Raw genomic sequence first — 13,277 nt, 5'->3', positions numbered from 1 at the left:
GAGTATGTCTAGCCACTAAATATCTAGCAACTAATCACTACAACCGTCCCGTTTTAATCGCCTGATGAATGCAATACTTAGCGACCACCTTATGAAATGGTTTTATCATCGCCATATAGATCTTGCCTGATTTAGTCTTCAAGTTTACCAAGGTCGATACCGCAAACTCATGATCTGAGGTTTTCATAACGGACAACCACATATCCATATTAGGCTCGTAGGCACCGCACACAACCTCACCATCAGTGACGAGTTCTATATTGAGAAAGCCCGCTTTTCTACCCTCCTCAATCTCATTCAAACTCAGCGACATTTCAGTAGAACTCGCCGAAAAACCAAACATTTTAACAACAGCATTTCTTATCTTGAGTGCTAACTGAATACTCTTAGGCATATAGCCAAAAATGCGATGATAAACATCCTTAGCATTCAAGCCGTTATGACGAACAGAAACTTGAAAGGAGTCTCGGTAATAGCTTTCGCTTTCCTTACCGTTGATTGTGGTTGTTGATGGAAATTCGATTTCTGAAATCATTGCGACTAGCCCTTATTCCTTATAGATCTAACTTTGCAGATTCATTTATGGCTGTTTTCTTTGTTTAAATCACCCAAAGGGCTGTTCTTTTCATAATCCGGACCAAAAAAAACACGCTGTAAAAAGCGTGTTTTTCTTAACCAATCTGAGATTAGATCTCAGTTTTCCCACCCATGTATGATTGCAGGGCTTCTGGAATTTGGATCTTGCCATCTGCAGTTTGGTAGTTTTCCATAACTGCTAGCAACGTACGACCTACCGCTAGACCAGAGCCGTTTAGCGTGTGCAGTAGCTCAGGCTTGCCTGTTTCTGGGTTTCTCCAACGCGCTTTTAGACGACGCGCTTGGAAGTCTGTCATGTTGGAAACAGAGGAAATCTCACGGTACTTATCTTGACCTGGCAACCAAACTTCGATGTCGTAAGTCTTAGCAGAGCTAAAGCCTAGATCGCCACCGCATAGTGTTACTACACGGTATGGTAGGTTTAGTTTCTGTAGGATCGCTTCGGCATGACGAATCATATCTTCTAGCGCGTCCCAAGATTTAGATGGCTCAACGATCTGTACCATCTCAACTTTTTCGAACTGGTGCTGACGGATCATACCGCGTGTATCACGACCAGATGAACCTGCTTCAGAACGGAAACAAGGCGTGTGCGCTGTGTACTTCATTGGCAGCTGAGCGGCATCAACGATTTCGTCACGAACGATATTTGTTACTGGTACTTCTGCCGTTGGGATCAGGTAGTACTGGCGATCACCGAACGGTACTTTAAACAGATCTTCACCAAACTTAGGTAGCTGACCGGTACCACGAAGGCTGTCTTCGTTAACCATGTAAGGCACGTAAGTTTCTGTGTAACCATGTTCTTCAATCTGTGTATCTAGCATGAACTGGATAAGCGCACGGTGTAGACGTGCCAATTTTCCCGTCATTACAGAGAAACGAGAACCGGTCAGTTTAGCAGCCGTTTCAAAATCTAGTTCGCCACTCTTTTCGCCAAGCGCAACGTGATCTTGCGGTTCGAAAGCGAATTCACGTGGTGTACCCCAACGGCGTACTTCTACGTTATCTTCTTCATCAGCACCTTCTGGTACTTCATCGCTTGGGATGTTGGGTACGCCAGAAAGCAACTCGTCTAGGTTGTCCTGTAGGCTGTTTAGCTCAGCTTTAGCTGCATCTAGTTTATTACCAAGATCAGCCACTTCTGCTAGCAATGGCTGGATATCTTCGCCAGCAGCTTTTGCTTTACCAATGCCTTTCGATCGTGTGTTTCGCTCGCTCTGTAGATTCTCAGTTTCAACCTGAAGCTGTTTACGCTGGTTTTCCAGCTCAACAAACTGATCAACCGGGAATTCAAAACCTTTTTTCTTCAGCAGCTGTGCTACTTCTTCCGGGTTAGCACGGACAATTTTTGCGTCGAGCATGAGCTTTTAAAACACCTATGTATAAAGATTAGAACAAGCGTGTAAACCAAAGGCCGCCATACATAGCAACCAAACACAGTAGAACGCTTAATAATATATAAATCGCAGCCGACATCATATGCCCTTGCTGCAGCATTGCGACAGTTTCTAACGAAAAAGTAGAAAAAGTTGTGAATGCACCCATGAAACCAACCATTAATAGCGGTCGCATCTCTGGACTGAGTTTTGATTTTTCTAGAATTAGAACGAATAACACGCCCATCAAAAAAGAGCCAACCACATTACAAGTTAGGGTGCCGTAAGGGATACGATGCTCAGCATTATTCAGTAAGCTACTTACCCAATAACGACCTAATGCACCCGCTGCACCACCGATGGCAATTGCTATGAGGTTTAACATCCCTTGATCCTTTCCCTGCGGTTATTCGTCTGAATAGCGTTTGAGAGGGCTTTGTTGATCAAGCTGTTTGAGGTGACGTAATTTTTCACCTATTTTCAGCTCCAAGCCTCTTTCTTGAGGATGATACCATTGCTGATCTGCAATTTCTGGCGGTAAATAAGATTCTCCAGCCGCATAGGAAACAGGTTCGTTATGCGCGTAGCGGTATTCATCACCGTAACCCATCTCTTTCATCAAGCTTGTTGGCGCATTTCGAAGATGAACCGGCACTTCATAGTCTTGCTGTGCTTTTACATCTGCCATGCATTGATTGAAAGCCTGATAAACGGCATTACTCTTGGGCGCAGAAGCACAGTAGATAGCCGCTTGCGCTATTGCCCTTTCACCTTCTGCGGGCCCAACGCGCTCAAACGCGTCCCATGCTGATAAGGCAACTTGCATAGCGCGTGGATCTGCATTGCCTATATCTTCGGAGGCGATTGCCACTAGCCGTCTTGCGATATATAACGGGTCGCAACCACCATCCAGCATTCGGCAATACCAATACAAAGCACCATCAGGTGATGAGCCTCGAACTGATTTATGAAACGCAGAGATCTGATCGTAAAAGATATCACCCTGCTTGTCGTAACGACGCCCTGTTGATCGCAATACCTCAGCAAGAACCTCTTCATTAATCACTTCAGTTCCATTCGCTTGTCTTTCGGCCAGATCCGTTGCGATCTCTAACAGATTTAGTGAACGTCTAGCATCACCGTCCGCAGCTTGTGCTAAGCGCACTAACATATCGTCGGTAATCTGGAAGTTTCGATTACCTAACCCTTTTTCGCTGTCGATAATTGCGCGGTGAAGTACCTCTAGAATCTCGATATCTTGAAGTGACTTTAAGGTGTATACCCTCGCACGCGAAAGTAAGGCGTTGTTCAACTCAAAAGATGGGTTTTCCGTGGTCGCACCCACAAAGATGATAGTGCCGTCCTCTACATAAGGCAGAAAGGCATCCTGCTGGGATTTGTTAAAGCGGTGAACCTCATCCACAAAGAGGATTGTTTTACGCCCATTTTGCATCGAATGCTGTTTAGCTTGTTCTACCGCGATACGAATATCTTTGACGCCAGATAAAACAGCTGAAAGGGTAATAAAGTGTGCATCAACATGATGCGCAATCAGCTTAGCGAGCGTTGTTTTCCCTACACCTGGCGGCCCCCAAAACACCATAGAATGGGCTACGCCCTGTTCTAGTGTGGTACGCAGTGGTTTGTCTGGCCCTAACAGATGGGACTGACCAATATATTCGGTCAGTGTTCTTGGACGCATACGAGCCGCTAAAGGCTCGTATGCAGGTGCTTGGGAAAATAGATCCACTCTATTCCTCAATATCTACAATGACGTCTGTTCCTTCTGGAACACGGAAATAAAAGCTTTGATTAGTCACTTCTGGGTTAAGTGTCTGCTCTGCAAATACAACAGATGTACGCTGTCCCAAAGAATCTTCCAACATCAGTTCAGAAATAACATTGCCTGCAAACGCTAAACGAATGCGGCTGAAGCTGTATTGATCAGATTTCGGTTTAAGATCGAAGATTTGCTCGCTTCCAGTATCTTCAACTAATCGAACGGCGTAAGTTTTCTGTAGTTCACCAATTTGGCCATTTAGAATCAAAGCAGGTGCACTGTCTTGCTGTGTATCTGCAGCTCTTTGTGTAACTTGCTCTAAATCAGGATCGTATATCCAAATATACTCGCCGTCAGATACAATCTCTTGCGGGAAAGGTTGCTGAGTTTCCCAGCGAAAACGATTCGGCTTCGCTAAAAGAAGACTGCCTTCTGTTTTCTGTGCTTCACGGCCATTTTCAGCCAAGGTAACTTGTTCAAACTTGGCTGAAAAGCTGTTGTAGCCTTGTAGTAGTTCATTCAGCTTATTGGCACCATCGGTTGCAGCCATGGCAACGCTACTACCTGCGATTAAGCAGGCTGATGCGGTATGAATAGCAAATTTCTTAATGTAACTCGTTAATCTCATACTCAAACCTTTAAGGTGATATTACATCTCACCGTTCGGAGATGGGGCTAATACTTCACGTTGCCCATTACTGCCCGCAGAACTCACAACACCAGCGGCTTCCATCGCCTCGACCATTCGAGCGGCGCGGTTATAACCAATTTTCAATTTACGCTGCACACTAGAAATTGAAGCTTTACGGGTTTCCAATACAAATGCGACCGCTTCGTCATATAGCGGGTCTTGCTCATCATCGAACAGCGAACCTGAACCTCCGCCGTCTGAAACAGCATCACCTTCCGTAATTTCAGTAATATAATCTGGCTGACCTAGCTTCTTCCACGCCTCTACAACACGATGCACTTCATCATCGCTTACAAATGCACCATGAACACGGTTTGGCAAACTTGTACCTGCTGGTAGATAGAGCATGTCACCCCAACCCAGCAGGTGCTCTGCACCGGACTGATCCAAGATTGTTCTGGAGTCGATTCTTGAAGATACCTGGAAGGCGATACGCGTTGGGATATTCGCCTTAATTAGACCGGTAATAACATCAACCGATGGGCGTTGTGTTGCTAGGATTAAGTGAATCCCTGCAGCACGGGCCTTTTGTGCGATACGTGCGATTAGCTCTTCTACCTTTTTACCCACGATCATCATCATGTCGGCGAATTCATCGATCACGACAACGATGTACGGTAGTGGTTCTAGCTCAGGTGCCGGCGTGCCGAATGGCTCACCATGTTCTTCTGCATTCCAAAGCGGATCTAAGAGAGGCTCACCTTTCTTACGCGCTTCTTCAATCTTATCGTTAAAGCCTGCTAGGTTACGTACACCCATCTTAGCCATAAGACGGTAACGTCGCTCCATCTCGCCTACACACCAACGCAGACCCGATGCAGCATCTTTCATGTCGGTAATAACTGGCGTTAATAGATGCGGAATACCTTCGTAGATTGAAAGCTCCAACATCTTAGGGTCGACTAGGATTAAACGCACCTCTTCTGGTGTTGCTTTGAATAGCAACGATAGAAGCATGGCGTTTACACCGACCGATTTACCCGAACCTGTTGTACCCGCCACCAGCAAGTGAGGCATTTTGGCAAGGTTTGCTACCACAGGATTACCCGCAATATCGTTACCTAAACCAATTGTTACTTTAGAACCGGCTGAAAGGTACGGTTTAGAACTCAGTACTTCGCTTAGATGTACGGTTAGACGAGATTCATTTGGTATCTCAATACCTACTACAGACTTACCTGCAATAACCTCAACCACACGCACACTGGTCACCGCCATAGAACGCGCTAGGTCTTTGGCTAGGTTAGTAATTTTGCTGGCTTTAACACCCGGAGCTGGCTGGATTTCAAATCGTGTAATTACCGGGCCGGGGTTTACCTCAACTACCTCCGCAATTACGCCAAAGTCTTTTAGCTTGCTTTCAAGTAAGCGAGACATCTGCTCTAACTCATCTGGCGAGTAACCCGTATCTGTATTCAGTTCAGGTGGGTCTAGCAGCTCTAATGGCGGTATCTTGCGTGCAGGTTTACGTTTTGGAGCACCCGCTTCATCTAAACCAAGCTCTTTATCTTGCATTGGCTTATGTGTTTCAGACAACGGTACAATTTTAACCTGCGGTTTAGCGTCTTCTGCTACTGGTGGAGTGGCAACTTGAGCAGGTGTTGAAACAGGGTGCAAAACTTCAGGCTCTTGCGCCACTTGTTGTGAAGGTTCCGCTTGCACTGGTTCAGACGCTGTCAGAATTTCACCCGTTTCAGTATCAATCTGTTCTTCGATCAGCTGCTCAACTTTAGGTTCCTGACCAGTATGCTGTGGTCTCACTAAAGGAACTTCCTCAGCTGCTGCTTCCGTATTTTCAGCAGTATCAGTTACACCTGTTGCACTAAATCGAGAAGCAAATTTCTCTTCGATCGTGGCTGGTTTAGCACTATCAGAGAAACTTGGTTCAATACGGTCATTAACTAATGGAGGCGCCGGCTCTTCGAATTGATCTTTTATGTAGTCCCTTTGCAGAGTCGCTTCGGCTTTAGAAAGCTCATCATCAGATAGATCTAGAGAAGCTTCTGTTTCTTCTTGTTGCGGTAAAACAGACTCAGTCGATTTAACAACCTTCTGCCCTACTCGCTCCAGAACTGTACCCCACCCCATTTCTAACAATAGGGTTAATCCAAACAAAAGTAGTGCAAATAACACTAAAGAGCTGCCTAAAACACTCAATAGAGAGACAGCTAAGTCAGAAACCGCTTCACCTAAAATACCACCTGCAGTGAAAGGATAATCTAAACCAGTGTTAGAGATATGGGTAGCACTTAACGCACTGAAAGCCGTTAAAAACAGCAATGCGCCCGTTAAACGCAGCATAAAGAAAGGGATAACATCCAAAGCACCGCTATGCTTTCTAAACAAGAAACGACCGGTTTGATACAAAATTAGAATAGGTATAAAAAACGCAGCTAGTCCCAAGCCCGAAATAAGAAGGTCTGCTATCCAAGCACCTACTGGCCCCGCTAAATTGCTAATTTCTGGCTGATAGCCAAGGTGTGACCATCCTGAATCCTTTGGGTTAAATCCAAATAAAGCCACAATCAAAAACAGGCTGACCGTAACAACAACGATTAAACTCGATTCACGGCTGATTCTTACAAGTAATTCGGGAAAATTTAAACGTTGTCCGTTGTCGGTCGCGCTCAAGGGTGAAGCTCCATAGATCTGTATTAAAAAACCAATGACTACAATAACATAATTTAATCCGCGACTAACGGTTGAAGCACATTGGTTTATAATTCATAGTTACTATATGCAGGTTTTCTTTACTCTTATCTGTAATATATCTGCACTGAATTTATACTAAGCTTTTGTATCTGAATTATTTCAATGGATGCGCCCTATGTCTCTGACCAATTTACATACAGATAACCGCCGTGCTTTAACCTTCCCAATTGGTTCTAGTATGTATGGTATCGATGTCAGCAACATTCTTTCGTTTTCAGATAGCTTCGGTGAAATTAAGTATGCCACTGAGCACGTTGACGGATTTATCGGCTACTTAGATTTCCGTAATACACTAGTTCAAGTCTTTGAATGTGCTACATCTCTTGCACACAACAAAGAAAGAGACACGATTTTTGAGCTTATCGCTGAAATCAAAGTTTATCAGCAAGCCCATATTGACTGGATGGATGCACTTGAGCACTCGATTCGTTCTGGTGAACCTTTCAACAAAGCTAGAGATCCTCATGCATGCGCATTCGGCCAATGGTTTTACAGTTATAAAACAGAAGATGACGGCTTAAGAGCGCTGCTCGATAAAATTGAACAGCCCCATAAAGATATCCACTCTTTGGGTGATAAGCTTTTAGATATGACTTCAGCTGGCAATCAAGATGAAGCGGTTGAAATGCTTCGTATTGAGCGCCAGACCTCTCTAAAAAAACTACTACGCACCCTTGGACATATTCAGGATTACCTCAAAAACAGCATCCACCCTATCGTTTTACATCTCACCAAAGATGGCCGAACACCTTGGTTCTCAATGGTATTGGATAATATCGGTGATATTATCGACTACTCTCCGGTAGCCATGGACAATCTAAAAAAGATCGATCAAAGCACACCTATCGAAGGTTATGTAAGAGACCCTTCTGGTGAAAGCTTTATGATGCTGTCATTAGAACAATTCTATGAACACGCCAGTGCAAAACTTAGCATGGCGGGTTGATATTTTCTCAGTGCACCCCATTTATACACTCATAACTTTTTAACGGATTCATTTTTTACTATGAGCGACGTACAACATCACCAGTTAATTATTCTTGGAAGCGGCCCTGCGGGCTACACAGCAGCCGTTTACGCAGCACGTGCAAACTTAAACCCAGTTGTTATTACCGGTATGCAGGCTGGCGGCCAGCTAACAACTACAACCGACGTGGACAACTGGCCTGGTGACGTTGATGGTGTTCAGGGTCCTGAATTAATGCAGCGTATGCAACAGCACGCTGAGCGTTTCGATACTCAAGTAATCTTTGATCATATCAACGAAACTGACCTTCAAAACCGCCCTTTCCGTCTAAAAGGTGACATGGGTGAGTACACCTGTGATGCGCTGATCATCTCTACAGGCGCTTCTGCTCAATACCTAGGCCTACCTTCTGAAGAAGCGTTTGCAGGTAAAGGTGTATCTGCATGTGCTACATGTGACGGTTTCTTCTACCGTGGCCAGAAAGTGGCTGTTGTCGGTGGTGGTAACACAGCCGTAGAAGAAGCACTTTACCTATCAAACATCGCTGAAGAAGTAACGCTAATTCACCGTCGTGATTCTTTGCGTTCTGAAAAGATCCTACAGGACAAGATCCTTGATCGTGCTGAAAACGGCAACATAAACATCATCTGGAACCACACACTTGAAGAAGTTGTAGGTGATGATTCTGGTGTTACGGGCCTTCGCCTTAAGAGCACAACAGATGGCGCTGAGCAGAACTTAGATGTTGCTGGCGTATTTATCGCAATTGGTCACAAGCCAAACACAGATATCTTCGAAGGCCAGCTAGAAATGAAAGATGGCTACCTTAAGATTCAATCAGGCCTTGAAGGTAACGCAACTCAAACATCTGTAGAAGGTGTTTATGCTGCAGGTGACGTATGCGACCACATCTACCGTCAGGCTATCACATCAGCTGGTTTCGGCTGCATGGCTGCGCTTGATGCAGAGCGCTACCTAGACGATCTAGAAAAATAAGTGAGACCGAAGCTGCCTTCATGGCAGCTTCTTTTTTTATGCTTCCTTGGTTACAAGATTCAACAGATCCATTTCCACCGATCGATCAAGCTTTAGAAGATCCTAATGGATTATTAGCGGCAGGTGGTGATTTAACGCCTGAACGCTTAGTTTCTGCTTATCGAATGGGCATTTTCCCTTGGTATAGCCCTGGCGAGCCGATTCTATGGTGGAGCCCGAGTCCGCGCTGTGTCATTACCCCACAAGAACTGCATGTTTCGCGCAGTATGCGTAAACGCCTCAAAAAAGATGACTACAGGGTCGAGTTTGATAAAAACTTTGCTGCAGTGATAGCGGCTTGCGCAGAACCACGCAAAGGTGAAGATGGGACTTGGATTACCCGTGATATACAAAATGCCTATAACCACCTACATAAACTGGGCGTTGCCCACTCTGTAGAGGTGTACATGGAGGGAGAGCTGGTCGGCGGTCTGTATGGTTTAGCAATCGGAAAACTATTCTTTGGCGAATCTATGTTTAGCCGAAAACGCGATGCCTCTAAAATCGCGTTGATAAAAATGGTCGAACAGCTGGAAAAGTGGGGCTATGCTTTAATTGACTGCCAGGTAAGCAATGAACACCTGTTTTCTCTAGGTGCTTATGAGATACCGAGAGAGTCATTTCAAAGTTATTTGGATAAATACCTTGATCAACCGCTCGACCATAGCTGGCAGTTTGAAACACATGGCGATTAATTGGAGTTAAGTGTGACGAACCTTAGGACTTTGCACTTTTATGCCACACCAGAACACGATTGCAGCTATTTAGAAAATAAAACAGCTAAAACTCTGTTTGTAGACCCGCATGCTGAAATAGACCAGTACACCTACGGTCAGCTCTCCGACTTGGGCTTCCGTCGTAGTGGTAAGCATATCTATCGTCCTCACTGTGAAGACTGCAATGCGTGCATCTCCGTTAGAATTCCTTTAGCAATTTTCCAGCTTAAGAAAAGCCAAAAACGGATAATTAATAAAAACAAAGACTTAACTGTAACTGCTAAACCTGCACAGTTTACTGAAGAGTATTACACCCTCTACTCACGCTACATCAATGAACGTCACCAAGATGGTGATATGTACCCACCAAGTCTCGACCAATTTAACTCATTCTTAGTCGAAGCTGATGAACATACGCAATTTCTAGAATTCCGAGACGAAGATTCTAATCTGCTCGCCGTCAGCGTAATTGATCGCCTCCAGAAAGGCTTATCTGCCATTTATACTTTTTATGATCCATCTTTCCCTAAACGTAGCTTAGGTACTTACTGTATCTTATGGCAGCTTCAATATTGCCAAGATAATGGCTTAAATTATTTATATTTGGGCTATTGGGTTAAAGAGTGTCGTAAGATGAGCTACAAAGTCGCATTTCGACCATTTGAGCTCCTCATTGATGGCTACTGGACGCTAGTAAAACCCGAATAACCTGCATATATATAAACAAAACCGTATGTTGCCGTAATTGTCTTTGATAATGCCTTTTTTTTCAGGCACAATACCGCGCAATTATTCGGTCCAGAGTTTCTGGAGATCCTCAACAAGGTAGAGAATTAATGGCTAAAGAAGATAGCATTGAAATGGAAGGCACCGTGGTTGACACGCTCCCGAACACTATGTTCCGTGTTGAGCTGGAAAACGGCCACGTTGTTACTGCACACATCTCAGGTAAGATGCGTAAAAACTACATCCGTATCCTGACTGGCGATAAAGTTAAAGTAGAACTAACTCCATACGACCTAAGCAAAGGCCGTATCGTTTATCGCGCGCGTTAATCATTGCTTTCTCCCTGCTTCGCAGGAAAGAATTTAAAAAGGCAGCCTAATGGCTGCCTTTTTTGTGTCTCGAAAGACCTGCTTATGCGCAGGTCATCGCTTCTACACTTATCTCACCATCAGCATCGACACTAATAGCAACTTCACCACCCTCTTCGGATAGTTCGCCAAATAGAATCATCTCAGCTAACGGCTTCTTCAGTTTCTCTTGAATCAAGCGTTTCATTGGGCGCGCACCCATCTGCTCGTCGTAGCCCTTCTCAGCAAACCAAGTACGGGCCTCATCATCTAGATGCAGCACTACACGCTTATCTTCCAACTGAACTTGAAGCTCAGCAAAGAACTTATCAACCACACCTTTAATAATGCCAGTTGTAAGCGCTTTGAACTGAATAATGCCATCAAGACGGTTTCGGAACTCCGGCGTGAACATCTTACGTATAGCAGCCATACCGTCAGAAGCATGGTTTTGCTTAGTAAAACCAATCGAAGCTCGGCTCATATCTTCCGCACCGGCATTGGTAGTCATCACCAAGATCACGTTACGGAAATCTGCTTTACGACCATTGTTGTCAGTCAAAGTACCGCTATCCATCACTTGAAGTAACAGATTAAAGACTTCTGGATGCGCCTTCTCGATCTCATCAAGTAACAGAACACAATGCGGAGACTTAGTAATCGCCTCTGTCAGTAAGCCACCTTGGTCATAGCCAACATAACCCGGAGGTGCACCAATCAAACGCGATACTGTATGACGCTCCATGTACTCGGACATATCAAAGCGAACTAGCTCAATACCCATGATACGTGCAAGCTGCTGAGTCACTTCTGTTTTACCCACACCGGTTGGACCAGCAAACAAGAAGCAACCTACAGGCTTATCTGGTTCTTTAAGACCCGCTCGGGAAAGCTTGATCGCAGAAGATAGCGTATCGATCGCTTCGTCTTGCCCAAGAACAACCATCTTGAGATTGCTATCCAGCTTTGCCAACTGATTCTTATCAGAGGCAGAAACGCTTTTAGGTGGTATACGGGCAATCTTAGCGACAATCGCTTCAATATCTTCCGTACCGATCTCTGCTTTACGCAGTTCTTTTGGCAATAGACGCTGATAAGCCCCGGCTTCATCAATCACATCGATTGCTTTGTCGGGCATGTGCTTATCGTTGATGTAGCGACCAGCTAACTCCGCAGCTGCACGAAGTGCTTCATCGCTGTATGCAAGATCATGGTGTTCCTCAAAGCGACCTTTAAGCCCTTTAAGAATCGCATAAGTATCTTCGATACTTGGCTCAAGGACATCCACTTTCTGGAAACGACGCGCTAATGCACGATCTTTCTCAAATATTCCGCGGAATTCTTGGAAAGTAGTAGAACCGATACAACGGATCTGACCTGAACTTAGCAGTGGTTTAAGTAGGTTTGATGCATCCATCGAGCCACCAGACGCTGCACCAGCACCGATAATGGTATGAATCTCATCAATAAATAGAATCGCGTGATCTTTGCCTTTGATCTCGTTTAAGAGACCTTTCAGGCGTTTCTCGAAATCACCACGGTATTTAGTACCGGCAAGCAAAGCACCCAGATCAAGTGAATATACGATCGACTCTTTGATTATTTCAGGTACTTTATCTTCAACGATCAGCTTCGCTAGACCTTCGGCAATCGCTGTTTTACCTACACCCGCCTCACCAACAAGTAGAGGATTGTTCTTACGACGGCGAGATAGAATCTGAACGACACGCTCGACTTCGGAATCACGCCCTACAAGTGGGTCGATTCGGCCACTTTCAGCTTCTGCATTTAGATTGATCGCATATTTAGCGAGCGGGCTATCATCCTTCTCTTCGCCAGCGGCTTCACTTTCAACCGAAGAATCAGAATGCTCGTGGTCGTGCTCTGACATTTTAGAAATGCCATGCGAGATGTAATTGACCGTATCGATTCGCTCAATGCCATGCTGCTGTAGAATATAAACAGCCTGACTCTCCTGCTCACTGAAAATCGCTACGAGTACGTTGGCTCCGGTAACTTCATTCTTACCAGATGACTGAACATGGAACACCGCACGCTGAAGTACTCGCTGAAATCCGAGTGTAGGCTGCGTTTCCAAATCAGGTAATGTTTCTGATAGTAAAGGCGTGGTTTCTTCGATGAATGAAGAAAGGTTCTGCCTTATACCTTCAAAGTTAGCACCACAGGCTGCAAGAACTTCATGCGCCTCATAATTATCCAACAACGCCAGCAACAAATGTTCGACAGTTATAAATTCATGTCGCTTTTCCTTTGCGGCCTGGAAAGCTGCACTGAGCGTGTCTTCGAGTTCTCGGTTTAACATAACG

Annotated in this window: 12 protein-coding genes; 5 read left to right on the top strand and 7 right to left on the bottom strand. The window is 44.9% G+C overall.

Translation table 11 applies throughout. From position 1 onward, the window contains the following. Positions 1-37 precede the first annotated feature (37 nt). The 6 genes from ACMXYT_RS07320 to ACMXYT_RS07295 form a co-directional block, all read right to left on the bottom strand. Complete coding sequence (locus ACMXYT_RS07320) at positions 38-535, bottom strand: DUF2867 domain-containing protein (RefSeq protein WP_415900977.1); 498 nt, start codon at positions 533-535, stop codon at positions 38-40. Between the two features lie 151 nt (positions 536-686). Continuing rightward, positions 687-1,961, bottom strand: a complete 1,275-nt coding sequence (serS, locus tag ACMXYT_RS07315) for a serine--tRNA ligase (RefSeq protein ID WP_415900976.1) — start codon at positions 1,959-1,961, stop codon at positions 687-689. A 28-nt stretch (positions 1,962-1,989) separates the two neighbouring features. Beyond that, positions 1,990-2,361: a fluoride efflux transporter CrcB gene (gene crcB / locus ACMXYT_RS07310; RefSeq protein ID WP_415900975.1), complete on the bottom strand. Its 372-nt coding sequence runs from the start codon at positions 2,359-2,361 to the stop codon at positions 1,990-1,992. Positions 2,362-2,382: 21 nt separating this feature from the next. Then, complete coding sequence (locus ACMXYT_RS07305) at positions 2,383-3,678, bottom strand: replication-associated recombination protein A (RefSeq protein WP_415912198.1); 1,296 nt, start codon at positions 3,676-3,678, stop codon at positions 2,383-2,385. Between the two features lie 49 nt (positions 3,679-3,727). Beyond that, a complete protein-coding gene (lolA, locus tag ACMXYT_RS07300) occupies positions 3,728-4,384 on the bottom strand; it encodes an outer membrane lipoprotein chaperone LolA (RefSeq protein ID WP_415900974.1) in 657 nt (218 codons plus the stop codon). 21 nt (positions 4,385-4,405) lie between these two features. Continuing rightward, entirely contained in the window at positions 4,406-7,078 is a 2,673-nt protein-coding gene (locus ACMXYT_RS07295) for a DNA translocase FtsK 4TM domain-containing protein (protein WP_415900973.1), read from the bottom strand. Between the two features lie 196 nt (positions 7,079-7,274). Between ACMXYT_RS07295 and ACMXYT_RS07290 the strand changes: the two genes are divergently transcribed. From ACMXYT_RS07290 to infA, 5 genes are all read left to right on the top strand, one after another. Further along, positions 7,275-8,105, top strand: coding sequence for a CZB domain-containing protein (locus ACMXYT_RS07290; protein ID WP_415900972.1), 831 nt, complete (start codon positions 7,275-7,277; stop codon positions 8,103-8,105). A 60-nt stretch (positions 8,106-8,165) separates the two neighbouring features. Then, on the top strand, positions 8,166-9,122 hold the full coding sequence (trxB, locus tag ACMXYT_RS07285) for a thioredoxin-disulfide reductase (RefSeq protein ID WP_415891580.1): 957 nt from the start codon (positions 8,166-8,168) through the stop codon (positions 9,120-9,122). 20 nt (positions 9,123-9,142) lie between these two features. Continuing rightward, a complete protein-coding gene (gene aat, locus ACMXYT_RS07280) occupies positions 9,143-9,856 on the top strand; it encodes a leucyl/phenylalanyl-tRNA--protein transferase (RefSeq protein WP_415900971.1) in 714 nt (237 codons plus the stop codon). Between the two features lie 12 nt (positions 9,857-9,868). Continuing rightward, on the top strand, positions 9,869-10,585 hold the full coding sequence (locus ACMXYT_RS07275) for an arginyltransferase (RefSeq protein WP_415900970.1): 717 nt from the start codon (positions 9,869-9,871) through the stop codon (positions 10,583-10,585). 128 nt (positions 10,586-10,713) lie between these two features. Next, positions 10,714-10,932, top strand: a complete 219-nt coding sequence (gene infA, locus ACMXYT_RS07270) for a translation initiation factor IF-1 (protein WP_027853708.1) — start codon at positions 10,714-10,716, stop codon at positions 10,930-10,932. An 82-nt stretch (positions 10,933-11,014) separates the two neighbouring features. On the opposite strand, the gene clpA is transcribed toward infA, so the two are convergent. Further along, positions 11,015-13,273, bottom strand: a complete 2,259-nt coding sequence (clpA, locus tag ACMXYT_RS07265; protein WP_415900969.1) for an ATP-dependent Clp protease ATP-binding subunit ClpA — start codon at positions 13,271-13,273, stop codon at positions 11,015-11,017. Between the last annotated feature and the right edge of the window lie 4 nt (positions 13,274-13,277).

This window comes from Neptuniibacter sp. QD37_11, from assembly GCF_047778105.1.
Classification (GTDB): domain Bacteria; phylum Pseudomonadota; class Gammaproteobacteria; order Pseudomonadales; family Balneatricaceae; genus Neptuniibacter.
This window is presented reverse-complemented; position numbering and strand designations above follow the sequence as displayed.

What these genes read in the sequence shown, in the direction of transcription:
- infA (WP_027853708.1), top strand. Translation starts at nt 10,714, where the DNA reads ATGGCTAAAGAAGATAGCATTGAAATGGAAGGCACCGTGGTTGACACG.
- aat (WP_415900971.1), top strand. Translation starts at nt 9,143, where the DNA reads ATGGCAGCTTCTTTTTTTATGCTTCCTTGGTTACAAGATTCAACAGAT.
- trxB (WP_415891580.1), top strand. Translation starts at nt 8,166, where the DNA reads ATGAGCGACGTACAACATCACCAGTTAATTATTCTTGGAAGCGGCCCT.
- ACMXYT_RS07305 (WP_415912198.1), bottom strand. Translation starts at nt 3,678, where the DNA reads ATGCGTCCAAGAACACTGACCGAATATATTGGTCAGTCCCATCTGTTA.
- lolA (WP_415900974.1), bottom strand. Translation starts at nt 4,384, where the DNA reads ATGAGATTAACGAGTTACATTAAGAAATTTGCTATTCATACCGCATCA.
- crcB (WP_415900975.1), bottom strand. Translation starts at nt 2,361, where the DNA reads ATGTTAAACCTCATAGCAATTGCCATCGGTGGTGCAGCGGGTGCATTA.
- ACMXYT_RS07290 (WP_415900972.1), top strand. Translation starts at nt 7,275, where the DNA reads ATGTCTCTGACCAATTTACATACAGATAACCGCCGTGCTTTAACCTTC.
- ACMXYT_RS07320 (WP_415900977.1), bottom strand. Translation starts at nt 535, where the DNA reads ATGATTTCAGAAATCGAATTTCCATCAACAACCACAATCAACGGTAAG.
- serS (WP_415900976.1), bottom strand. Translation starts at nt 1,961, where the DNA reads ATGCTCGACGCAAAAATTGTCCGTGCTAACCCGGAAGAAGTAGCACAG.
- clpA (WP_415900969.1), bottom strand. Translation starts at nt 13,273, where the DNA reads ATGTTAAACCGAGAACTCGAAGACACGCTCAGTGCAGCTTTCCAGGCC.